The organism is Bacillus sp. FSL R5-0447, assembly GCF_038606125.1.
In the GTDB taxonomy this organism is placed as follows: domain Bacteria; phylum Bacillota; class Bacilli; order Bacillales; family Bacillaceae; genus Bacillus; species Bacillus velezensis.
Genome location: NZ_CP152012.1, coordinates 2979075 through 3002546, shown reverse-complemented (window position 1 = coordinate 3002546; position 23472 = coordinate 2979075). Strand labels below are relative to the sequence as shown.

Annotated in this window: 19 protein-coding genes; 12 read left to right on the top strand and 7 right to left on the bottom strand. The window is 48.6% G+C overall.

Annotation, left to right across the window (positions count from 1 at the left end; translation table 11 throughout):
- Positions 1-10 precede the first annotated feature (10 nt).
- Both NYE68_RS14970 and cstA read left to right on the top strand, forming a co-directional pair.
- Complete coding sequence (locus NYE68_RS14970; RefSeq protein WP_032871721.1) at positions 11-1510, top strand: alpha-N-arabinofuranosidase; 1500 nt, start codon at positions 11-13, stop codon at positions 1508-1510.
- 110 nt (positions 1511-1620) lie between these two features.
- Positions 1621-3417: a carbon starvation protein CstA gene (gene cstA / locus NYE68_RS14965; protein ID WP_061890763.1), complete on the top strand. Its 1797-nt coding sequence runs from the start codon at positions 1621-1623 to the stop codon at positions 3415-3417.
- Positions 3418-3486: 69 nt separating this feature from the next.
- Here the strand turns inward: cstA and NYE68_RS14960 are convergent, their stop codons facing one another.
- The 4 genes from NYE68_RS14960 to sspI all read right to left on the bottom strand — a co-directional run bounded on the left by NYE68_RS14960 (position 3487) and on the right by sspI (position 7686).
- Positions 3487-4815: a (Fe-S)-binding protein gene (locus NYE68_RS14960; RefSeq protein WP_324636519.1), complete on the bottom strand. Its 1329-nt coding sequence runs from the start codon at positions 4813-4815 to the stop codon at positions 3487-3489.
- Positions 4812-6224, bottom strand: coding sequence for a glycolate oxidase subunit GlcD (gene glcD / locus NYE68_RS14955; protein ID WP_015417962.1), 1413 nt, complete (start codon positions 6222-6224; stop codon positions 4812-4814). The genes NYE68_RS14960 and glcD overlap by 4 nt, the downstream gene beginning before the upstream one ends.
- Positions 6225-6323: 99 nt before the next feature.
- Positions 6324-7409: a sugar diacid recognition domain-containing protein gene (locus tag NYE68_RS14950; RefSeq protein WP_136396526.1), complete on the bottom strand. Its 1086-nt coding sequence runs from the start codon at positions 7407-7409 to the stop codon at positions 6324-6326.
- A gap of 61 nt (positions 7410-7470) precedes the next feature.
- On the bottom strand, positions 7471-7686 hold the full coding sequence (gene sspI, locus NYE68_RS14945) for a small acid-soluble spore protein SspI (RefSeq protein ID WP_003152527.1): 216 nt from the start codon (positions 7684-7686) through the stop codon (positions 7471-7473).
- A gap of 119 nt (positions 7687-7805) precedes the next feature.
- Here sspI and NYE68_RS14940 point away from each other — a divergent pair, with 119 nt between their 5' ends.
- The 3 genes from NYE68_RS14940 to pheT all read left to right on the top strand — a co-directional run bounded on the left by NYE68_RS14940 (position 7806) and on the right by pheT (position 12376).
- Positions 7806-8552, top strand: a complete 747-nt coding sequence (locus NYE68_RS14940) for an RNA methyltransferase (RefSeq protein WP_059367992.1) — start codon at positions 7806-7808, stop codon at positions 8550-8552.
- 361 nt (positions 8553-8913) lie between these two features.
- Entirely contained in the window at positions 8914-9948 is a 1035-nt protein-coding gene (gene pheS, locus NYE68_RS14935; protein WP_003152530.1) for a phenylalanine--tRNA ligase subunit alpha, read from the top strand.
- Between the two features lie 13 nt (positions 9949-9961).
- Complete coding sequence (gene pheT, locus NYE68_RS14930) at positions 9962-12376, top strand: phenylalanine--tRNA ligase subunit beta (RefSeq protein ID WP_064107204.1); 2415 nt, start codon at positions 9962-9964, stop codon at positions 12374-12376.
- Positions 12377-12435: 59 nt separating this feature from the next.
- On the opposite strand, the gene NYE68_RS14925 is transcribed toward pheT, so the two are convergent.
- Both NYE68_RS14925 and rnhC read right to left on the bottom strand, forming a co-directional pair.
- Positions 12436-13586, bottom strand: a protein-coding gene (locus tag NYE68_RS14925; RefSeq protein ID WP_254003395.1) for an IS3 family transposase whose coding sequence is annotated in 2 segments (ribosomal slippage) — positions 12436-13313 and positions 13313-13586 — 1152 coding nt in all. Because the reading frame shifts where the segments join, the coding sequence is not laid out codon by codon here.
- 114 nt (positions 13587-13700) lie between these two features.
- Positions 13701-14642: a ribonuclease HIII gene (gene rnhC, locus NYE68_RS14920; protein WP_324636520.1), complete on the bottom strand. Its 942-nt coding sequence runs from the start codon at positions 14640-14642 to the stop codon at positions 13701-13703.
- A gap of 133 nt (positions 14643-14775) precedes the next feature.
- On the opposite strand from rnhC, the gene zapA reads away from it, so the two are divergent.
- The 5 genes from zapA (at position 14776) to NYE68_RS14895 (ending at position 20191) form a co-directional block, all read left to right on the top strand.
- Positions 14776-15033, top strand: a complete 258-nt coding sequence (gene zapA, locus NYE68_RS14915; protein WP_039063375.1) for a cell division protein ZapA — start codon at positions 14776-14778, stop codon at positions 15031-15033.
- A gap of 7 nt (positions 15034-15040) precedes the next feature.
- The gene (locus tag NYE68_RS14910) at positions 15041-15574 is read left to right on the top strand and encodes a CvpA family protein (RefSeq protein ID WP_003152534.1); all 534 of its coding nucleotides are present in this window, start codon (positions 15041-15043) and stop codon (positions 15572-15574) included.
- 105 nt (positions 15575-15679) lie between these two features.
- Positions 15680-17392, top strand: a complete 1713-nt coding sequence (gene polX, locus NYE68_RS14905) for a DNA polymerase/3'-5' exonuclease PolX (protein ID WP_064107202.1) — start codon at positions 15680-15682, stop codon at positions 17390-17392.
- Between the two features lie 20 nt (positions 17393-17412).
- Positions 17413-19770 (top strand): endonuclease MutS2, encoded by a 2358-nt coding sequence (locus tag NYE68_RS14900; protein ID WP_324636521.1) that lies wholly within the window; start codon positions 17413-17415, stop codon positions 19768-19770.
- Positions 19771-19786: 16 nt separating this feature from the next.
- Positions 19787-20191 (top strand): DUF350 domain-containing protein, encoded by a 405-nt coding sequence (locus NYE68_RS14895; RefSeq protein WP_003152541.1) that lies wholly within the window; start codon positions 19787-19789, stop codon positions 20189-20191.
- A 138-nt stretch (positions 20192-20329) separates the two neighbouring features.
- On the opposite strand, the gene NYE68_RS14890 is transcribed toward NYE68_RS14895, so the two are convergent.
- Positions 20330-21004: a DUF2711 family protein gene (locus tag NYE68_RS14890; RefSeq protein ID WP_020956169.1), complete on the bottom strand. Its 675-nt coding sequence runs from the start codon at positions 21002-21004 to the stop codon at positions 20330-20332.
- Between the two features lie 105 nt (positions 21005-21109).
- Here NYE68_RS14890 and NYE68_RS14885 point away from each other — a divergent pair, with 105 nt between their 5' ends.
- Both NYE68_RS14885 and NYE68_RS14880 read left to right on the top strand, forming a co-directional pair.
- On the top strand, positions 21110-22798 hold the full coding sequence (locus NYE68_RS14885) for an AMP-binding protein (RefSeq protein WP_064107201.1): 1689 nt from the start codon (positions 21110-21112) through the stop codon (positions 22796-22798).
- A gap of 88 nt (positions 22799-22886) precedes the next feature.
- Positions 22887-23471 carry a TetR/AcrR family transcriptional regulator gene (locus tag NYE68_RS14880; RefSeq protein WP_007408119.1) on the top strand — a complete coding sequence of 195 codons (585 nt, stop codon included), beginning with the start codon at positions 22887-22889 and terminating at the stop codon, positions 23469-23471.
- Position 23472: the final 1 nt, after the last annotated feature.

Here is a 23472-nt window from a genome sequence, read left to right as displayed (position 1 = left end):
AGGAAATATAATGAAAAAAGCGGGGATTACAGCAGATAAAGAATATATCATCGGTGAAGTGGACAAACGGATGTACGGATCATTTATAGAACATATGGGCCGGGCGGTGTATGAAGGCATTTATGAGCCAGGACACCCGAAAGCCGACAAGGACGGCTTCAGAACAGACGTGCAGGAGTTAATCAAGGAATTGCAAGTGCCGTTCATCCGCTATCCGGGAGGGAATTTTCTCTCGGGCTACAATTGGGAAGACGGCGTCGGGCCGGTGAAGGACCGCCCGCGGAGGCTAGATTTGGCATGGCAGACGACAGAAACGAACGAAGTGGGGACGAATGAATTTTTAACGTGGGCGAAAAAAGTGAACGCCGAAGTGAATATGGCGGTCAATCTCGGGACGAGAGGGATCGATGCCGCCCGGAACCTCGTCGAATACTGCAACCATCCTGAAGGGTCATACTGGAGCGACTTACGAAAATCGCACGGATATGAAAAACCTTACGGCATCAAAACATGGTGCTTAGGAAATGAGATGGACGGCCCTTGGCAGATCGGTCATAAAACGGCGCATGAATACGGACGGCTCGCCGCTGAAACGGCAAAGGTGATGAAATGGACGGACCCGACGATCGAATTGGTGGCTTGCGGAAGCTCAAACAGCGGCATGCCGTCCTTCATTGAGTGGGAGGCCGAGGTGCTTGAGCATACGTACGAGCATGTGGATTACATCTCACTGCATACCTATTACGGCAACCATGAAAATGATCTTGAGAACTATTTGGCGAAGTCGATGGATTTAGACCATTTTATTAAATCCGTCACAGCCGTATGTGATTATATGAAAGCGAAAAAACGCAGCAAAAAAACGATTCACCTTTCTTTAGATGAATGGAATGTGTGGTATCACTCAAATGAAGCGGATAAAAAAGTGGAGCCGTGGATTACGGCCCGGCCGATTCTTGAAGACATCTACAATTTTGAAGATGCGCTGTTGATCGGTTCACTGCTGATTACCATGCTGCAGCATGCGGACAGACTAAAGATCGCCTGTCTCGCCCAGCTTGTCAACGTAATTGCGCCTATCATGACCGAAAAGGGCGGAGAAGCATGGAGGCAGCCGATCTTTTACCCTTACATGCACGCCTCTGTCTACGGGAGAGGGACTTCGATGAAGCTGCTGATTACCTCCCCGAAATACGACTCGGCGGATTTTACGGATGTGCCGTATGTTGATGCCGCGGCCGTTTACCATGAAGAGGATGAAGCACTGACCATTTTTGCCGTCAACAAAAGCAAGGAACTGATGGAAACGGAGATCAAACTGAGGGGGTTTGAAGATTACCGCATCATTGAGCATATTGTACTGGAGCATCAGGATATGAAAGCGACCAATCAAAAAAACAGAAAAGAAGTCACGCCTCACTCAAACGGAACGTCTTCGGCAAATGCTGAAGGGATAACGGCTCATTTTACTCCGCTGTCCTGGAATGTCATCCGTTTATCAGGCAAATAATGTTCCGAAAAGCCGGGCTGCGCCGCCGGCTTTTTTTTGCGCAAAAATCATCTCCTGTTATCTGATAATTGTGATAATATTTAGAAAAAGAGAAAAGGGGCTGGGATTAAATGAATGCGATTACAATCGTCATAGCGTCTATATGTATTCTGGCGATCGCCTATCGGCTTTACGGTACCTTTATGATGGTCAAAGTATTAAAAATCAATGATCAGACACCGACTCCGGCCCATGTGCTTGAGGATGGGAAAGATTATGTGCCGACGGATAAGTGGGTGTCATTCGGCCACCACTTCGCGGCAATCGCCGCTGCCGGCCCGCTTGTCGGACCGATTCTGGCAGCTCAGTTCGGCTATCTGCCCGGGCTTTTATGGCTGTTAATCGGGGCGGTGATCGGAGGAGCCGTGCACGATATTGTCGTATTGTTTGCATCAATGCGGAAAAAAGGGAAAACGCTTTCTGAAGTCGCCAAAGAAGAGCTCGGCCCGGTGGCGGGTTTTTGCACGGGTCTTTCGATGCTGTTTATCATTACGATCACGATGGCGGGGCTGTCCATGGTTGTGCTGCACGCGCTTGAGAAAAACCCGTGGGGAACGTTTGCGGTGGGGATTACGATTCCGATCGCGATGGGGGTCGGCCTCTACTATAAAAAAACGGGCAATCTCAAACTCGCATCAACTGTCGGGTTTCTTTTGTTAATGGCCGGTGTTGTAATCGGGCCGCGGCTGCAGACAACGGCTCTCGGGGACATGCTGACACTGGATGCGAAAACGCTTGCAGTGGCGCTTCCTGTCTATGCGTTTTTCGCCGCGGCGCTTCCGGTTTGGCTTTTGCTGGCTCCGCGTGACTATTTAAGCAGTTTTATGAAAATCGGGGTTTTTGCCGCTTTGATCGCAGGCGTCTTTTTCGTCAATCCCGCCATTAAATTTCCGGCCGTAACGGAGTTTATTCACGGCGGAGGGCCGGTGATCGCGGGTCCTGTCTGGCCGTTTATTTCAATAACGATTGCCTGCGGTGCCATTTCGGGCTTTCATGCATTTGTCGGTTCCGGCACAACGCCGAAAATGCTGGATAAATGGAGTGATATAAAGCCGGTTGCTTTCGGAGCGATGCTTGTGGAATGTCTCGTCGGAATTATGGCGCTCATTGCAGCTGCCGCTCTTGAGCCCGCCGACTATTTTGCTATTAACAGCACGCCTGAAATATTCCGCACCCTCGGAATGAATGTCGTCCATCTGCCTGAATTGAGTAAAGAAATCGGGCTCAGTCTGGAAGGAAGAACAGGCGGCGCTGTTACGCTTGCCGTCGGAATGACGTATATCTTTACGGAGATTCCGTTTTTCAGTCATTTGGCTTCATACTTTTTTCAATTCGTCATTATGTTTGAAGCGGTGTTTATTTTAACGGCGATTGATGCGGGAACCCGTGTCGCCCGGTATTTGATTCAAGAGTTTTTCGGAGAGGTCTATAAGCCGCTGAAAAAAACAGACTGGCTGCCGGGCTCGATTTTCTCAAGCGCGCTCGCCTGCCTGCTGTGGGGCTATCTTCTGTATTCGGGCGACATCAGCTCCATTTGGGCGCTGTTCGGCGTATCCAATCAGCTTATGGCGTCTGTCGGCTTAATTATCGGTGCGACCGTCGTATTAAAAATAGCGGATAAGCGGCGCTATATGCTGACATGCCTGATTCCTCTCGCTTATTTGTACGTGACCGTCAACTATGCGGGTTATTGGATGGTGCGGTATGTGTATTTGAACCCCGAAGCGGCGGGATACAACGTGCTGAATGGCGTTTTATCCATTATCATGCTCATTCTCGGGCTTGTGATTATCATTGCGGCTGTGAAAAAATGGGCGAATGTATGGCGTGATCCGAGTGCCAGACTGGAAGCTTCAATACCCGGATAAATCCGCGGCCGTCCGAACATGCAGCATCATAAAAAAAGCAGAGAGCCGATCGGTCTCTCTGCTTTCATCTTATGACAAATCCGCCGCTTCCAAAAGGTAATCCGCCAAATGAACCGCCCGGACACGGCCTGTTAATCCTTCGCGTAAAATGCCGAGCTGCATTTGCAGAAGGCATCCGGGATTGGCTGTCACGATGACGGCCGCCTCCGTTTTTCCGGCGGCTTTCATCTTACTGTCTAATATTTTCATAGACATCTCTGACTCTGTTATATTATAAATTCCCGCCGACCCGCAGCAGCTGTCGGCCTTTTCCATTTCTCTGTACTCAGCCCCTTTAATGCTTTTCAAAAGCGTGCGCGGTTCCTCTGACGTATGCATCACATTGCGGAGATGGCAGGAGTCCTGATATGTGACGATATGAGGAGACTGCGCCCGCAGGTTTTTTTGATGGAACTTCAGATCAACCAGTACGGATGAAAAGTCTTTGAGCTTCCGGACGAATTGTTCGGCACGTTCCGCCCATCCAGGTTCATCTTTCAGTAAATGCGGATATTCCTGAAGAAAGGCGCCGCATCCGCCGGCGTTTGTAATGATATAATCAGCGTCAAGCGCTTCAAAAGCCGCGATATTCCGCTTGGCCAGTTCTTTTCCCATCTCTTTTTCTCCGCTGTGCCCGTGAAGCGCGCCGCAGCACGCCTGGCCGTCCGGAACCGCGATTTCACACCCGGCCGCCTGTAAAAGCGCCGTTGTCGCATGATTTGTCGCTAAAAACATCGTATCCATTAAGCAGCCCGAGAAAAAAGCGGCCCGTTTTTGGACGGGACCCGCGGCATGAAGAAAACGGGGCCTTTCCTTCATGTCTTTCCGTTTCGGGGCGGGCGGGAGCACTTGTTCCATTGTGCGCAGATGTTCAGGCAAAACGCTCAGCATACCGGTTTTTCTGACGGCGGTCTGCAGTCCCGATCTTTGGTATATTCCGAGAAGATTCACGGCTGTCTGCATGCGGTTTTGGTGAGGGAAAAGCCCGGTGAAGGCGGCTTTCCGCAAGAGACGCACGCCCGGCTTATGTTTTTTATTTTGATGAATGATATCCCTCGCTTCTTCAAGCAGCTGTCCGTAATTGACCCCTGCCGGACAAACGGGCTCGCATGCCCGGCATCCGAGACACAGCGAAAGTGAGCGCTCGACATCTTCATCCGGCTCGATCAGTCCGTCAGTGACGGCTTTCATCAGGGCGATCCGGCCGCGCGGCGAATGGGATTCTTGAAATCCCGATTCAATATAGGTCGGACAGGAAGGAAGGCAGAAGCCGCAGCGCATACAGTTCAGCAATTCACCTTCATCCATGCGGGTTTTGAATTCTGTTTGAATTTGTTGCTGCTCTTTAGCCGTTGTCATTTCATCACCACCACGCGTTTCCTTGATGAATTGGCGAATATTTTTCCCGGATTCAGCAGATTTTGGGGATCAAGCGCTTGTTTGATCGCTTTCATGGCGGTGATGCCTTCTGTTTTCAGTTTCATTTCTAAATACGGCGCTTTTACGATGCCGACCCCGTGTTCACCCGTTATCGTCCCGCCCAGCTCAATCGCTTTTTCAAAAATGGCGGCAAAAGCTTTTTCGACACGTTCCATCTCCTCTGTATTTCGGATATCGGTGGTGCACGTCGGATGGAGGTTGCCGTCTCCGGCATGGCCGAATGTGCAGATGGACAGGCCGTATGTTTCTGCAATCTCGTTAATGGCTTTGACCATGCTGGCAATTTGTGATCTCGGCACGGTCGCATCTTCCAGAATCGTTGTCGGTTTCAGCCGGGCAAGGGCTGATAATGCGGACCGTCTGGCCTCTGTAAGCGCGAATGCCTCTTCCTCGGTTTCAGCCGTTTGGACGGATACGGCGGCTCCGTTTTTACAAATCGCTTCGATTTTTTCCATATCTCGTCTGACCGTGTCGATGTCACCGTCCTGTTCGATCAGCAGCACCGCTTTTGCGTCGGTCGGAAGCCCGATCTTGGCGTAATCTTCAATGACCTGCAGTGTCGGCTGATCCAGAAATTCGAGTGTCGCCGGAATGATTTTTTCAGCGATGATGGCAGAAACCGATTCCGCAGCCGCTTCAATATGTTCATAGAGTGCAAGCAGCGTTTTTTTCGTTTCCGGCTTCGGAACCAGCTTTAAAGTCGCTTCCGTCACAACGCCGAGCGTCCCTTCTGATCCGACGAAAAGCCGGGTCAGATCATAACCGGCGACATCCTTTGTCAGCTTTCCTCCTGTGCGGATGATATCGCCTGAAGCCAAGACGGCTTCAAGGCCGAGGACATAATCCCGGGTGACGCCGTACTTCAAACCGCGCAGCCCGCCGGAATTTTCATTAATATTCCCGCCGATTGTCGATATTTTCATGCTGCTCGGATCAGGCGGATAAAATAAACCTTTTTGTTCAACCGCACGGATCATATCTTGCGTAATCACGCCCGGCTGGACGGTTGCCGTCAAATTTTCTTCATCGATTTCTAAAATGCGGTTCATATGTTTGAATAAAAGCACAAGCCCGCCTTCAGACGGACATGTGCCGCCGCATAGGTTTGTGCCTGAACCCCTCGGCACGATCGGAATGTCATGCCTGCTGCAAATCGTTAATATACGGGACACGTCATCCGCGCTGCGGGGGGCGATTACCGCATCCGGCATGGCTTGCAGCTGAGGAGCCGCATCATAAGAATACACCAGACGGCCCGCCGCCGAATCATCATAATTCTCCTTCCCGACCGTCCGGATGAACGCTTCTTTTGCCTCTCGTGAAATCATGTTCTCCCAACCTCCCTGATAAGAAAAGCGTTTTCATTTAATTGTAAAGAAAAACGATTCCGCACACTATGGAGAAACATATGAAAAATGATGATATGATTACGTGCTTTTTGTATGTTGATCTAAAAAGCGCAGCGCCAAATAAAAAGCCGTTATGTCTTCAGGGCGGTCCAGCTTCATATTTGTCAGTGATTCCAGTTTGGAAAGACGGTAGCGCAATGTGTTGATATGAATATGCATGTCGTCGGCGGTGCGCTTTAACGATAATTGCCGGTCGAAAAAGGCGCGCAGCGTATCCAGAAGTTCTTCCCGGCCGAGTACATGCTCGAGAACCCGCCGTGAAAATTCCGACCTCGTGCGGGGTGTGATATCGGCAAGACACATATCCAGTTTTAAATCTTCTTCAAAGACGGCCTGCTTGTCACCGATGCCGGCTGAAAGTGCTTTATCTGCCTGTTCGTATGATTCCGTGAGGCGCTCTCCCGGAACGATCCTTCCGATGCCGGCGGTGACAGGCTGCCCAAAAACGGCGCCGATCTTTTTAATGAGCTGTGTTTTGGAAGCCGAATTTGCTTCATGATTAATGAGAATGCGTTCATTTCCCCAGCGGACAAACAGGTCTTCAGGGCATTCGTACTGCCAGAGCCGCCCGAGCTCCTCCGCTTTATATTGCTCATAACGGCCTTGAATGAGTATGATCCGGCGGTATGCATGAAGGTCTGCGCCGATGAGCTTTGCTTTTTCTAAAAAGCCCGGAGACCATTCTTTCAGCTGCAGCCAATCAACCATAAAGGATTCAAGCATTCTCGCACGCCACTGCGCTTCTTCCATATGGCGCGTTTCTTTAATAAACAGCTCCGTCATTTTTCTGAGCAATTCTCCGAAAGGCAGGATATCGTCAGGGTCTCCTGTCAGGCCGAATACTCCGATCACTTCATGGCCTGAAAAAACGGGGAGGTTCAGTCCTGCTTTTACGCCCTCGAGCCGTTTTTCATCTTCTTTCGTAATGATGACATTCCGTTTTTCGCGCGCGCAGATCAGTGCGCCTTCATGAAACCATCCGGCGCGCGCCTCGTTGGTGCCCGCGATGATCATGCCTTTTGTATCGGCAATAATCACTTCGCGGCTGTACATATGTTTGACTTCGGCAATCAATTTCTTTGCCAGTTCCGGCTGTAACTGCATGGCGATCCCCCTCGCCATTATTATACAAAAAAAACCGGGTGTCCCATCACCCGGTTCATGCTTATTGCGCAGGTTTTAATCCGCCTTCAAGTGTTTTGAGCATTTCATTTTTTTCTGAGTCCGACGCATGCTGCCAAAGAACTTCGAATAAGACGCCTAGGCCCGGAAGCATTTTTTCTTCACCGCTTTGGATGGCGTCAACGATAGTATGCTCCAGCTGATCCTGGTTATTGCCGGTTACATTGGCAATAACGGCATTGCGTAAATTAAGATCCATTACAACCGCTCCTTTTTCTGAATGTGATACGCATATTCTTACCGCGCACGCGGTTTATTATGTGCTGTTCTTAAGATATAATAACAACATGCATGAAAAAAGGAGAGCACAGACATAAAGTGAAACGAATCGACTCTGCAAAAAACCAAAAAGTGAAGGACTGGAAAAAACTTCACACAAAAAAAGAGAGACTTAAAACGAATACATTTCTGATAGAAGGAGAGCATCTGGCAGAAGAAGCGCTCAAATCAAAGGGAACCGTAAAAGAAATTCTCGTAAACGATGAGAGCGCCATCCCGGCCGATCTGGACATGAGCATTCCGTGCTACGTGCTGAGCGAAGACGCGTTTTCAGCCGTGACGGAAACAGAAACGCCGCAGCGGATCGCCGCGGTCTGCCATATGCCGGATAGGCAGCCTGATCAGCTGAAGCGGCTGCTTCTGATTGATGCCGTGCAGGATCCGGGGAATTTAGGAACAATGATCAGAACGGCAGATGCGGCGGGAATCGACGCCGTTGTCCTTGGTGAGGGAACAGCAGACCCGTACAATGGAAAAACGCTGCGTTCAGCACAAGGATCTCATTTTCATATTCCCATTTTGAAACGTCCGCTTGATGAGTTCACCGCTGAGCTGAAATCACAAGGCGTCGCGATCTACGGCACGGCGCTTGAAAACGGTGCGGCTTATCAAAGCGTGAAGCCTGAAGAATCGTTCGCGTTGATCGTCGGGAACGAGGGGGCGGGAGTGGACGCCGGCCTTCTGCAAAAAACGGATCTCAACCTGTACGTTCCGCTGTACGGGCAGGCGGAATCGCTGAATGTGGCGGTAGCGGCCGCCATCCTCGTTTATCATCTCAGAGGATAGGTTGCGAAAAGCCTTGGATTTCACTATAATAGATAGCAATAATGTAAAAACCGTGACAGAGGACGTCAATTTTTGCACACACTGCCTTCCAGGGAGAAAATGCCGCTGACTGAGAGCATTTTTATCGCAGCACAAAAATTGATTTTCACCTCTCGAGTTGTCACCGGGACCGCGCCAAACGCGCGTAAAGGTGAACCGGAACGATCGTTTCCGTTATGTCAATGAAGCTGTCGGCAGATGAAGTCTGCCTTAAAAAGGGTGGTACCGCGGCCACAACTCGTCCCTTCTCTCAAGGGGCGGGTTTTTTTGTTTTCTGAAAAAGGCATAGAACGGTTTGGTTTACATAAAAGGAGGATGCATGATGGAAGAGAAGCTTAAACAGCTCGAACTGGAAGCTGCAGAAAAAGTAGAAGCGGCGGGTTCATTAAAAGAAGTTAACGACATTCGGGTGCAATATCTCGGAAAAAAAGGGCCGATTACAGAAGTTCTCCGCGGCATGGGCAAACTGTCCGCCGAAGAGCGCCCGAAAATGGGAGCGCTCGCCAATGAAGTGAGAGAGCGCATTGCAGCAGCCATTACGGCGAAAAATGAACAGCTTGAACAAGAAGAAATGAATAAAAAACTCAGCAGCCAGACGATTGACGTCACGTTGCCGGGCAGTCAGGTAAACATCGGCGGGCGCCATCCGCTGACGGTCGTTATTGAAGAAATTGAAGATTTATTTATCGGCATGGGATATACCGTCGAAGAAGGCCCTGAAGTGGAAACGGATTATTACAACTTTGAGGCGCTGAACCTGCCGAAGGAACATCCGGCCCGCGACATGCAGGACAGCTTTTACATTACAGAAGAAATGCTGATGAGAACGCAGACGTCACCGGTGCAGACGCGCACGATGGAAAAGCATAAAGGAAAAGGCCCCGTCAAAATCATTTGTCCCGGTAAAGTGTATCGCCGCGACAACGATGACGCGACACATTCCCATCAGTTCATGCAGATCGAGGGTCTCGTCGTCGACCGCAAAATCAGCATGAGCGACCTGAAAGGCACGCTTGAATTGGTCGCCAAAAAAATGTTCGGCCAAGATCGTGAAATCAGGCTCCGTCCGAGCTTTTTCCCATTCACAGAGCCTTCTGTCGAGGTGGATGTGACCTGCTTTAAGTGCGGCGGACAAGGCTGCTCCGTCTGCAAAAAAACAGGCTGGATCGAAATTCTCGGCGCCGGCATGGTTCACCCGAACGTGCTGAAGATGGCTGGATTCAATCCTGAGGAATACCAGGGTTTTGCTTTCGGAATGGGTGTGGAACGTATCGCGATGCTGAAATACGGCATTGAAGATATCCGCCATTTCTATACCAATGATGTCAGATTCATTTCGCAGTTTAAACAGGCGTAAGAGGAGGATACACATGTTTGTTTCTTATAAATGGTTAGAAGATTACGTTGACTTGCAGGGAATCGACCCGGCCGTGCTTGCAGAAAAAATTACGAGAGCCGGTATTGAAATTGAGGGTATCGAGTATAAAGGGGAGGGCGTAAAAGGCGTTGTCATCGGACACGTGCTTGAGCGCGAACAGCACCCGAATGCCGACAAACTCAACAAATGCCTTGTTGATATCGGTGCGGAGGAACCCGTGCAGATTATCTGCGGCGCCCCGAATGTTGATAAAGGACAGAAGGTTGCCGTTGCAACGGTCGGAGCCGTGCTTCCCGGCAATTTCAAAATTAAAAAAGCCAAGCTGCGCGGCGAAGCGTCTCACGGCATGATCTGTTCCCTTCAGGAGCTCGGCATTGAAAGCAAGCTCGTGGCGAAAGAATATGCGGAAGGCATTTTCGTTTTTCCGAATGATGCCGAAACGGGAGCTGACGCAATGGCGGCCCTTCAGCTTGATGATGCGATTTTAGAATTGGGCTTAACGCCGAACCGCGCCGACGCGATGAACATGCTTGGCGTGGCTTATGAAGTTGCGGCTATCCTCGGCGCAGAGGTAAAGCTTCCGGAGGCTTCATATGAAAAAGCGGCAGAAAAAGCGGCGGATGCTGTTTCCGTTAAGGTTGAAGATACGCAGGCCAATCCGCATTATGCCGCAAAAATCATTAAAAACGTCAAAATCGGCCCGTCACCGCTATGGATGCAGACGAAGCTGATGAATGCAGGCATCCGCCCGCATAATAACGTCGTGGACATTACAAACTTCGTCCTCCTTGAGTACGGACAGCCGCTTCACGCTTTCGATTACGACCGGTTCGGTTCAAAAGAGGTCGTCGTCAGAAAAGCGGCGGAAAACGAAACCATCGTAACGCTGGATGAACAAGAGCGTAAGCTGTCAAGCAGCCATTTGGTCATCACAAACGGAAAAAAAGCGCAAGCCGTTGCGGGAGTCATGGGCGGAGCTGAGTCTGAAGTCCGTGAAGACACCACTGCGATTTTACTGGAGGCCGCTTATTTCGACGGACAGACCGTCCGCAAAGCGTCGAGAGACCTCGGATTGAGAAGCGAAGCGAGCGCCAGATATGAAAAAGGCATTGATCCGGCCCGCGTTTTGCTGGCGGCTGAGCGGGCCTGCAGTCTCATTCAGGCATATGCCGGCGGAGAAGTGCTCTCAGGCACGGTTGAAGAAAACCATCTGAAAATCGAAGCAAACAACATTCACGTGTCTGTTGAAAAAGTGAACGCCGTGCTCGGCATGACAATCGCTAAAGAAGAAATCATCAGCATTTACAAGCGCCTCGGGTTTGCGGTCGGTGAAGCTGAAGACGTTCTCGTCGTAACGGTGCCGTCGCGCCGCGGAGATATTAGAATAGAAGAAGACCTGATTGAAGAAGCGGCGAGATTGTACGGGTATGACAATATTCCGTCCACGCTTCCGGAAACGGCCGGCACGACAGGCGGCTTGACACCGTATCAGGCAAAACGCCGGAAAGTGAGACGTTTCCTTGAAGGAGCGGGTCTTTCACAAGCGACCACTTATTCATTAACGAATGATAAAAAAGCGGCCGCTTTTGCGATCGAAAAATCATTCAACACGATGCTTGCTCTGCCGATGAGCGAAGAAAGAAGCATTCTCAGACACAGCCTCGTGCCGAATCTTCTTGAAGCCGTTTCATACAATCTGGCCAGACAGACTGATTCCGTTGCTTTATATGAAACGGGTTCTGTATTTCTGACGAAAGAAGAAAACACAAAACCGGTTGAAAAAGAACGGGTTGCCGGAGCTGTAACCGGATTGTGGCGCAAAAATTTATGGCAGGGTGAGAAAAAGCCGGTTGATTTCTTCGTCGCCAAAGGAATCGTTGAAGGCCTGCTGCATCAATTGAATGTGTCAGACCGGGTTGAATTTGTCCAGTCAGAACGCAAAAACATGCATCCCGGCCGGACGGCAAACATTCTGTTGAACGGTTCGCTTGCCGGATTTATCGGCCAGGTGCATCCGGCAATGGAAAAAGAGCTGGATATCAAAGAAACGTATGTGTTCGAGCTTGATTTGCACGCGCTTCTGACCGAGGAAACAGAACCTGTCGTGTATACGCCGATTCCGAAGTACCCGTCCGTCACGCGCGATATTGCGCTTGTGGCAGATAAAACCGTTACAAGCGGACAGCTCGAAGCCGTGATCAAAGAAGCCGGCGGCGCGCTGCTTAAAGAAGTCACCGTATTTGATGTGTACGAAGGTGAGCATATGGAAGAGGGCAAAAAATCCGTCGCCTTCTCGCTCCAATATGTTAACCCTGAACAAACATTGACAGAAGAAGAAGTGACAAAAGTACATGAAAACGTGCTGAAAGCGCTGGAAGAAACGTATCAGGCCGTATTAAGAGGATAAAGAAAAAGCTTGCAGATCAGGGACTGACCCCCGTTTTTGAGACAGGGATCAAAACACCTTCATACAGCCAATTGCCGATATTGTATCGGCGATTGGCTGTTTAGTTTCGTTTGAATACGAATATTGTTATAATAATGAATGTATTCTATGGCAGTGCGTTCTACGATGGCGGTCGTAGTTCGATCAATGCTGTTAAGATAGAACGTTTCAGACTTTAGTGAGGAATGAAACGATTCGATGGAGGCATTATCAGCGGGCGTCCCTTTGCGGGACATGCTCATGGTAATGCCTTTTGTTTTAACAGCTTTCTGATACTCATAAGATGTATAAACAGAACCTTGGTCACTATGTAACACGCAGTTTTCAGGAAGTGTTGGCAGCTGATCAAGTGTGTCTAAGACAAAGTCTGTGTCCTGCTTATCTCCAATCGTAAAAGCAATCACTTCTCCATTGTATAAATCCAATATACTGGAAAGGTACAATTGTTTCTGTCCATAAGGCAAATATGTGATGTCCGTTACCAGTTTTTCAAGAGGGCGATCAGACTGAAAGTTCCGATCCAATATATTATCGACCACAGAATATGGCTGCCCACTTTTTTTACGCTTTTTCATCTTAACCCGACACTGCCATTGATTTTTCTGCATAATACGTTGAACAGATTTATGATTAATACTTATTCTCTTTTTTAGTATGGCTGTGATTTTTCGATATCCATATCGATACTTGTGTTCTCGGCACAACGTGCCGATTTGTTTCTCCAGTCGTATCTTAGGATTACTCTTAGTCAGATTCTTTCTCCATCTATAATATGAAGTGCGTGAAATATCTAAATGGACACAGATGTCCTGTACCGTCATCGTCTTGCGCAATTCTTCTACCAGTTTGATTGTCGTTTCCCTATCAGCTTCCTTTCCAATTCGTTGTACTTTTTTAACACTTCATTCTGTTGTCTCAGATAACGATTCTCTGCCTGGAGTTTCTCTAATTCAGAAGAATACTCCGGACCCTTTCCATAAGTATATTGCTTTCCGACAGGTTGTTCGAATCGATGTGTGTCCCCAGCTTTATACCACCTGACCCATGTCTGCACCTGCGTCTTATTCTTTATATTCAATTCCTGCATGATCTCCTTCACAGGCACGCCCGCCAATCTCATTTCTACAGCCTTCTGTTTGACTTCAACCGGATAACTCACTCTTGCCCTCATAGAAAAACACCTCCAAGTCTAATTTCGGATAACAACGATCCGTTTTCAAACTTGAAGGTGTTTTTTGTTTGTCTCATCTTATGGGGTCAGTTCCTCACTCTGCAAGCTTTTTTATTATGACCGCTTCCGTTCAACAAGGCGTTTCGCTTTTTGCGTATTGGCAAAATGAAGTTTGGTGAACGTTCTGAGCGCACCTTCTCCCTTATTGATGATCAGCTTGGCGGCAGCTTCATCGACGTGGGGCCCCGCGCCTTTCGGAATCGTCATCCCAGCCTCTCGGGAAAGCTTATCCATTTCAATTAAGAAAGAATATCGCGCAATGATAGAGGCTGCGGCGACGGAAAGATGTATGCTTTCCGCTTTCGTGCTGAAAAACGTTTTTTCTTTTACGATATCCCGTCCGGAAAGATGCTTAAAATAAATGCCGGGCTCTGCGAATTGGTCAATCAGAATCGCTTCCGGTTTAACGCCGTTCATTTTTTTCAGCAGATTGGAAATCGCCTGATTATGAAGGAGCGCCTTCATTTTTCCTTGGCTCATGCCTTTTTCCTGCATCTGATTGTATTTTTCGTTTTTTAACACAAGCAGGCTGTAAGGGATGGTTTTAATTAACAGTTTGGCGATTTCAATAATCTGCGGATCTTTTAAATCCTTCGAATCCTTCACACCGAGTTCTTTCATTAAAGAGTGCTTTGATTTGTCTGCGTAGGCGCAGGCAACCGTTATCGGCCCGAAGTAATCGCCTGTTCCGACTTCATCAGAGCCGATCACTGACATGGAGGCAATGCCCGCCGGGGGAGCGTAGAGCGGATCGGCCGCTTTTTTGACGGTTTTCTTTGCTTTCGGCGCCTCAGCAGTTCCCCAGCGGGCCGCTTCTGTGCCGGCGTTTTTTCCTTGAAAGAGAACCTTGCCCGAGCGGTAGGCTGTAATGGTACAGCCCGGAGGCTTGGCCTGGAAGACGGCGCCCTGCGGAACGGAGGGAGTAAGGGAGCCGGCATAGGATTGTTTCATTTGTTCCATAGCGGAAGCGGACACTTTTATAACAGAATGGGACACGATATAATCTCCTTTTTTGGCACTTTTCACTGTATATACCAGTGTATCATAACAGCCCGAGGCTCGTCTTTCCATTCAAACGATAATCGTGGTATGATAGGAACTAGGATTCTCGCGGAATGGAGGAGAAACGTTGTCTGACGGCAAAAAAACCAAAACGACAGTAAACATTTACGGCCAGCACTTCACCATTATCGGGGAAGAAAGCAAAGCGCACATGCGCCAAGTGGCCGGAGTGGTTGATGATAAAATGAGAGAAATCAACGAGAAAAATCCATATCTTGATATAAATAAGCTCGCTGTATTGACTGCGGTCAATGTCGTGCATGATTATATGAAACTGCAAGAAAAATATGAAATACTGGAGCGGCAGCTTAAAGAAAAGGAATGAACACCATATGATAGATATCATCATCTTAGTTTTGCTCTTAATGGGCACATTGCTTGGATTAAAAAGAGGATTTATCCTCCAATTTATATATTTAACGAGTTTCATCCTCTCGATTGCGTTTGCGGCGCTTTTTTACAAAAATCTGGCCCCGCATCTGAGCTTTATACCCGCGCCTGATTTTTCCGGCGGGCAGGCGGCTCTGTCTTTTATTAAAGGAAACGTAGAGACGGCTTATTACAACGCGATCGCGTTTGTCATTTTGTTTATCATCGCAAAGATTCTGCTCCGGATTATCGGAGCGGCGCTTAATATCATCGCCGGCATTCCGGTCATTAAACAGATCAACAAACTGCTGGGCGGGGTGCTTGGGTTTCTGGAAGTCTATTTATTTGCGTTTATCCTGTTATACGTCGCATCCGTACTGCCGGTAAGCGCGCTTCAGGATATGCTCGCACAATCGACGCTTGCAAATATCATCACACATCATACGCCGTATCTGTCAGGGCTCCTGCAAGAACTGTGGGCCCAGTACGGGGCATAAAAAACTTCTCTTGACCGGAGAAGTTTTTTTCAAGCTCTGCGTCAGTTGTGCCGGAGGAGAAAAATTTGTATGATGAGAAGCAGGAAACGACTGGGGGTTAACAGTATGCATAAAAAAGATATCATCAGGCTGCTTGAAACGATTGCGGTCTATATGGAACTGAAAGGGGACAACCCGTTTAAAATATCAGCCTTCCGAAAAGCGGCAACGGCGCTTGAGCAGGATGACCGCAGCCTGTCGGAAATCGACGACATGATGTCTTTATCCGGAATCGGAAAAGGCACCTACGGCGTCATTCGTGAATATATGCAGGAAGGTGTGTCCGGCACGCTTCTCCAATTGCAGAAAGAAGTTCCGGAAGGCTTGGTTCCTCTTTTGAAGCTTCCGGGCCTCGGCGGCAAAAAAATCGCCAAGCTGTATCAGGAACTGGGCGTTCATGACGCGGAATCGCTGAAAGAAGCATGCGAGCAGCAAAAAGTACAGGGGCTCGCCGGTTTCGGCAAAAAAACGGAGGAGAAAATCCTCCAGGCCCTCGGAGAAGCCGGAAAACAGCCGGAACGGTTTCCGATCGGCTATGCGCTCAGCATTGCTTCAGTAATTGAAGAACATTTGGCCCGGCTGACGGATATTCAGAAATATTCCCGGGCCGGCAGTCTCAGAAGAGCGCGGGAGACTGTAAAAGATCTGGATTACATTATCGCTACAGATCATCCGGAGGCTGTCAGAGAACAGCTTCTTTCTCTCCCGAACGTAAAAGACGTGATAGCGAGCGGGGATACAAAAGTATCAGTCATCCTGACCTTTGAATATGAGACGAGTGTGGATTTCCGGCTTGTGACAGAGGAACAGTTTGCCACCACACTCCATCATTTTACCGGTTCTAAAGATCACAACATTAAAATGCGCCAGCTTGCGAAAGAGCGCGGTGAACGGATCAGTGAATACGGAGTAGAAACCATAGAAACGGGAGACGTCAAAACATTCCCGAGCGAAGAAGCGTTTTACGCCCACTTCGGTCTGCCGTTTATTCCTCCTGAGCTCAGAGAAAGCGGTCAGGAGGTTGACACGTACCGGGAAGAAACGGATCTTGTGGAGCATAAAGCGATAAAAGGCGATCTCCACATGCACTCAGCCTGGAGTGACGGCGCTTTTTCCATCAGAGAAATGGCAGAAGCGTGTATGGCAAAAGGCTATCAGTACATGGCGATCACCGACCATTCCCAGTATTTAAAGGTAGCCAACGGGTTAACGGCCGAACGGCTCAAAAAACAGGCGGAAGAAATTGACGCGTTAAATGCTGAATTTGAAAATTTTCATATTTTTAAAGGCGTAGAAATGGACATTCTCCCCGACGGTTCGCTTGATTATGATGACAGTGTTCTGTCTGAAATGGATCTTGTCATCGCATCTATTCATTCAAGCTTCAGCCAGCCGGAGCATGTCATTATGAAACGGCTTGAACAGGCGCTGACGAATAAGCACGTGGACATTATCGCCCACCCGACGGGACGCCTGATCGGCAGACGGGCCGGCTATGAAGTCGACATCGACATGCTGATTGAACTCGCCGCCAAAACAAATACGGCGCTTGAACTGAATGCAAACCCCGCGCGCCTCGATTTACGGACTGAGCATCTGATCAAAGCAAATGAAAAAGGCGTGACTTTGGTCATTAATACCGATGCCCATAATATCGAGATGCTCGATGATATGAAAACGGGCGTGACCGCTGCGCGCAAAGGGTGGACGGAGACAAAACATGTGTTAAACGCCCGGCCGCTACACGAGGTCAAAGCATTTCTGACGCGCAATGATTAAGTAAGGAGGATCACAAAACCGTGCAGCAAAAAGTGTTATCATCACTTGAATTTCATAAAGTAAAAGAACAGATTACCGCACATGCCGCCTCATCGCTCGGCCGGGAGAAGCTTCTGCAGCTGAAACCTTTGACGGATCTCTCAGACATCCAAAAACAGCTGGATGAAGTCGAAGAAGCATCCGCGGTCATGCGCTTGAGAGGCCATGCTCCGTTCGGCGGCCTGACCGACATAAGATCCGCTTTACGGCGGGCGGAAATCGGCAGTGTGCTGACGCCGGCGGAATTTACCGAATTGTCCGGGCTGCTGTATGCCGTTAAACAAATGAAGCATTTTATCAGCCAAATGACAGAAGACGGCGTCGGCATTCCGCTGATACAGGCCCATGCAGAAGAACTGATTACATTGGGCGATTTGGAAAGGGAGATTAACTCCTGCATTGATGACCATGGTGAAGTGCTTGATCATGCGTCTCCCGCTTTAAGGGGAATCCGCACGCAGCTCAGGACACTTGAATCAAGAGTCAGAGACCGGCTTGAATCGATGCTGCGTTCATCTTCCGCTTCTAAAATGCTGTCTGACACCATCGTTACGATTCGGAATGACCGCTTTGTCATCCCGGTCAAACAGGAATACAGATCAAGCTACGGCGGAATTGTCCACGATACATCTTCATCCGGTGCGACACTGTTTATTGAACCGCAGGCGATCGTAGATATGAACAACTCGCTTCAGCAGGCGAAAGTAAAAGAAAAACAGGAAATCGAACGGATTCTCCGGATGCTGACGGAGCATACGGCTGAACACACACAAGAAATCGCTCAAAATGTGGAAGTGATGCAGACACTGGATTTCATTTTCGCCAAAGCGAGATACGCAAAAGCGATGAAGGCGACAAAACCACTCATGAACGGAGACGGTTTTATCCGGCTGAAAAAAGCGCGCCATCCGCTGCTGCCCCAAGATCAAGTCGTGGCCAACGATATTGAACTGGGCGGAGATTATTCAACGATTGTCATCACGGGACCGAATACGGGCGGTAAAACCGTTACGTTAAAAACACTCGGGCTGCTGACGATAATGGCGCAGGCAGGATTGCACATACCGGCTGATGAGGGATCGGAAGCAGCAGTATTTGACAATGTGTTTGCCGATATCGGCGATGAACAGTCGATCGAACAAAGTCTGAGTACGTTCTCATCCCACATGGTCAATATCGTCAATATTTTAAAAGACGTGTCTGAAAACAGTCTTGTGCTGTTTGATGAACTCGGTGCCGGAACAGATCCGCAGGAAGGAGCGGCGCTTGCCATGAGCATCCTTGACGAAGTTCACCGGACAAACGCCAGAGTGCTTGCGACAACCCATTATCCGGAACTGAAAGCATACGGATATAACAGACAAGGCGTCATGAATGCCAGCGTTGAATTTGACATTGAAACGCTTTCGCCTACCTATAAGCTTCTGATCGGAGTGCCGGGCCGAAGCAACGCATTTGAAATCTCAAGACGCCTTGGGCTTCCGGAGCATATCATCGGCCAGGCGAAGTCAGAAATGACCGCCGAACATAACGAAGTCGATCTGATGATCGCATCCCTTGAAAAAAGCAAAAAAAGAGCGGATGAAGAGCTTTCTGAAACCGAATCAATCAGAAAAGAAGCAGAAAAACTGCATAAAGAGCTTCAGCAGCAAATCATTGAGCTGAACGCCCAAAAAGATAAAATGATGGAAGAAGCCGAGCAGAAAGCTGCGGAAAAACTGGAAGCCGCCGCAAAAGAAGCCGAACAGATCATCCGCGAACTCAGGTCCATCAAGCAAGAACACAGATCCTTTAAGGAACACGAGCTGATTGATGCCAAAAAACGTCTCGGAGACGCGATGCCGGCTTTTGAAAAATCAAAGCAGCCGGAAAGAAAAACAGAGAAAAAACGCGAGCTCAAGCCAGGCGACGAAGTAAAGGTGCTCACGTTCGGACAAAAAGGGGCGCTGCTTGAGAAAACCGGCGAGAAAGAATGGAACGTCCAAATCGGCATCCTTAAAATGAAGGTGAAGGAAAAAGATCTTGAGTTTCTCAAATCAGCTCCTGAACCGAAAAAAGAAAAAGCAATCACCGCCGTAAAAGGGAAGGATTATCACGTATCCCTTGAACTTGACCTCAGGGGAGAGCGTTACGAAAACGCCCTCAGCCGCGTCGAAAAATATTTAGATGACGCGGTGCTTGCCGGCTATCCGAGAGTGTCCATCATTCACGGAAAAGGCACGGGCGCCCTCCGAAAAGGGGTGCAGGATCTTCTGAAAAACCACCGCAGCGTGAAAAGCTCGCGGTTCGGGGAAGCGGGAGAAGGAGGATCAGGCGTAACGATTGTCGAACTAAAATAAAAAGGGAGTAAACGTCATGAATGCTTTTTGGGAAAATGAGCTTGTTGAAATCGCGGCTTATTACAGTGTAGCCGTCTTGTGTCTCGTCATTTTTCTGACCGTGTTTGAATTGGTGACATCCTATAAAAACTGGGTGGAAATCCAAAAAGGCAATCTTGCGGTGGCAATGGCGACCGGAGGGAAAATTCTCGGTATCGCAAATGTCTTTCAGCACAGCATCGCCCAGCATAATTCGCTTTTGCAAATGATCGGCTGGGGCGTATACGGATTTATTATGCTTTTAATCAGCTATTTTATCTTTGAATTTCTGACGCCCCGGTTTAAAATTGATAAAGAAATTGAAAAAGATAACAGAGCTGTCGGCTTTATTTCATTTGTCATCTCAGTCGGCCTGTCATTTGTGGTGGCCGCCGGGATTTAAAGGGACGGGGAAAAATGGAGAAGCTTGCGAAAGTGCTGCTGTCGGCAGCGGGAATTTTTCTGTTCATCGGACTTATTTATCTGGTCATGACATCTTAATACTGAAAAAAGGCTGCCGAACTAAAATCGGCGGCCTTTTTTATTGAGAATACCAGTTTATGCAGGCCGTATCAGAGCAAATGACGGCTTCCCAACTCATGGCGCGGATGACAGACGGCATGTCTTGATCTTCCATGAGAAAGAGTGTCGTAAAAGAATCATATATGCTCATAAAAGCGGCGCGCCGTTTTTCGTCGGCAATGATCATGTCAGCCCGCAGCAGTCCGCATACATCCGAAGCCGCCGTTTGATTGAGTGAAAATATGCCTTTCTCTTCGACCGGCTCATAATAAGTGCAGCGCTTTATGCCTTTTGAACGGAACACATCCAAAAGTCCCGGAATTAAAAATGGTGAAGTGACATCGTCGCTCGGCAAGTACAGATCGGGATGAAGCCGATTAAACAGCCTGGCGGATTCAGGATGTGCATATTCCTCCCGCAGTGCCGTGACAGCAGTCATAAGCGCAAGCGCCGTCTCTTTTTCAGAGCGCAATCCGCAAACGGTCATGACGGTTTGCCAGGAAACGGGTCTGCCCATCGCGATGATCTCCTCATCACTCGGATACATATGTTCATAAGGCCGTTTGCGCTTTTGCTCTTCCCACCCATCCGGCATCCGGACAAAGGGATGGAGCAAAAAGGCGGCCGACGTAAACGGCTTCGGCAGCTGGCGCAGGATAGGAACTCCCTCTTCAAAATGCAGCGTTTCCAGCAAGCTCAACACCTCCTGAAACTCGAAATTTTACATGAAACGCTTTCCAATTCCAATCACCCTTCTGCTATAATAATAGCGTATAGGAAAACAGAAGGGAGAGGTATTATGCAGTCTGAAAAGCCATGGCTTTCTCAATATCCCGAAGAGATTCCGCATGAGCTTGAATTTACCGATCAAACCCTGCCATCCAATCTGACAAACTCCGCAGCTCAATTCCCGAACCATACCGCCATTTATTTTCTCGGAAAAAAACTCACATTCCAAGACGTTCTCACAGATTCGTTAAAGCTAGCCGCTTTTTTACGCAAAACAGGCCTGAAAAAAGGTGACAGAGCCGCCATTATGCTGCCCAATTGTCCGCAGTCGGTCATCGCTTTTTACGGTGTATTGTTTGCCGGCGGCATTGTCGTTCAGACCAATCCTCTCTACACGGAACACGAGCTTGAGTATCAGCTGAAAGACAGTGCGCCGCGCGTGATCATCACCCTTGATATGCTGTTCCCGAAGGTGATAAAAATGAAAACGTTATCAATCGTCGAACGCATTATTACAACGAGTATAAAAGATTTTTTGCCGTTTCCGAAAAATATGCTGTATACACTCACGCAAAAACAACAGGTTCATATTGATTATGACGGATGCGAACAAATTCACAAATTAGCGGATATTTTAAAAAACGAAAAAGCGGAGGAAGCGGAGCCATTTGATATTGACCCTGCGCATGACATCGCCGTGCTTCAATACACGGGCGGAACAACCGGCTATCCGAAAGGCGTCATGCTCACACACCGGAACATTCAGGCCAATACAGAAATGTGCGCCGCCTGGATGTACAAAATGAAAAAGGGAGCCGAAAAGGTGCTCGGCATCGTGCCTTTTTTTCATGTGTACGGATTGACCGCCGTGCTCAATTTTTCCATTATGCAGGGATGTGAAATGATCCTTCTTCCTAAATTTAATCCTTTGGATACCCTGAAAACAATCGACAGGCTGAAGCCGACGGTTTTTCCCGGGGCGCCGACGATTTACATCGGGCTGTTGCATCACCCGGAGCTGAATAAGTATGATTTGTCCTCCATTGAAAGCTGTCCGAGCGGTTCAGCGGCGCTGCCGGTTGAGGTCAAACAGAAATTTGAAAAAGTGACCGGAGGAAAGCTTGTGGAAGGCTACGGATTATCCGAAGCATCACCGGTTACCCATTCAAACTTCATTTGGGGAAAAAATAAACCAGGCAGCATCGGCTGTCCCTGGCCCAATACCGACGCCGGAATCTATTCAGAAGAAAAAGGCGGGCTTGCGGGGCCGTATGAACACGGCGAGCTGATCGTAAAAGGCCCTCAGGTCATGAAAGGATACTGGAATAAGCAGGAGGAGACGGCGCGTGTCATCAGAGACGGCTGGCTGTTTACCGGAGATATGGGATATATGGATGAGGAAGGATTTTTCTACATCGCCGACAGGAAAAAAGACATCATCATTGCCGGCGGATACAACATTTACCCCCGGGAGGTGGAGGAGGCGCTTTATGAGCATGAAGCCGTTCAGGAAATTGTCGTAGCGGGCGTCCCTGACTCCTACAGAGGGGAAACGGTGAAAGCATTTATCGTTTTGAAAAAAGGCGCCGAGGCCGATGCCGATGAGCTTGATGCGTTTGCAAGAGAGCGGCTTGCGCCGTACAAAGTCCCGAAGCTTTACGAATTCAGAAAAGAGCTTCCGAAAACGGCCGTCGGAAAAATATTAAGAAGGCGTTTAGTCGAAGAGGAAGATGCTTCCCGTGAAAACAAGGTGCCTTAAAAGAAAAACTTGACAAAATCCGGATTCCTTTTTATCATGAAGTTATGAATGAATAGTCATTCATTTATCGAAGGAAGGAACGATGACATTGAACCAAAAACGGCCAAAGTATATGCAGATTATTGATGCAGCAGTAGAAGTCATAGCGGAAAACGGCTATCACCAATCACAGGTGTCCAAAATCGCCAAGCAGGCCGGCGTTGCGGACGGGACCATCTATTTATATTTCAAAAACAAAGAGGATATACTCATTTCTCTTTTTAAAGAAAAGATGGGCCAGTTCATTGAACGCATGGAAGAAGAAGTGAAAGAAAAAACGACGGCAAAAGAAAAACTCGCTCTCGTTATTAAGCAGCATTTCACACTGCTCGGCAACGACCGCCACCTCGCGATTGTGACCCAGCTTGAGCTCAGACAGTCAAATATCAAGCTGCGCCTGAAAATCAATGATATTTTAAAAGGTTATTTAAACATGCTGGACACCATTTTGACCGAAGGAATCAAGTCGGGGGAATGGAAAGACAATCTCGACGTCCGCCTCGCCCGGCAGATGATATTCGGGACGATAGATGAAACAGTGACAACATGGGTGATGAACGATCAGAAATATGATCTTCCGGATTTGTCAGACAAGGTATTGGAGCTGTTGGTGTCAGGGATTCATCAAAACTAAA

What these genes read in the sequence shown, in the direction of transcription:
- sspI (WP_003152527.1), bottom strand. Translation starts at nt 7,686, where the DNA reads ATGGATCTTAATTTACGCAATGCCGTTATTGCCAATGTAACCGGCAAT.
- NYE68_RS14885 (WP_064107201.1), top strand. Translation starts at nt 21,110, where the DNA reads ATGCAGTCTGAAAAGCCATGGCTTTCTCAATATCCCGAAGAGATTCCG.
- NYE68_RS14910 (WP_003152534.1), top strand. Translation starts at nt 15,041, where the DNA reads ATGATAGATATCATCATCTTAGTTTTGCTCTTAATGGGCACATTGCTT.
- cstA (WP_061890763.1), top strand. Translation starts at nt 1,621, where the DNA reads ATGAATGCGATTACAATCGTCATAGCGTCTATATGTATTCTGGCGATC.
- pheT (WP_064107204.1), top strand. Translation starts at nt 9,962, where the DNA reads ATGTTTGTTTCTTATAAATGGTTAGAAGATTACGTTGACTTGCAGGGA.
- NYE68_RS14950 (WP_136396526.1), bottom strand. Translation starts at nt 7,409, where the DNA reads ATGCAGTTACAGCCGGAACTGGCAAAGAAATTGATTGCCGAAGTCAAA.
- NYE68_RS14895 (WP_003152541.1), top strand. Translation starts at nt 19,787, where the DNA reads ATGAATGCTTTTTGGGAAAATGAGCTTGTTGAAATCGCGGCTTATTAC.
- glcD (WP_015417962.1), bottom strand. Translation starts at nt 6,224, where the DNA reads ATGATTTCACGAGAGGCAAAAGAAGCGTTCATCCGGACGGTCGGGAAG.
- NYE68_RS14960 (WP_324636519.1), bottom strand. Translation starts at nt 4,815, where the DNA reads ATGACAACGGCTAAAGAGCAGCAACAAATTCAAACAGAATTCAAAACC.
- NYE68_RS14970 (WP_032871721.1), top strand. Translation starts at nt 11, where the DNA reads ATGAAAAAAGCGGGGATTACAGCAGATAAAGAATATATCATCGGTGAA.
- pheS (WP_003152530.1), top strand. Translation starts at nt 8,914, where the DNA reads ATGGAAGAGAAGCTTAAACAGCTCGAACTGGAAGCTGCAGAAAAAGTA.
- polX (WP_064107202.1), top strand. Translation starts at nt 15,680, where the DNA reads ATGCATAAAAAAGATATCATCAGGCTGCTTGAAACGATTGCGGTCTAT.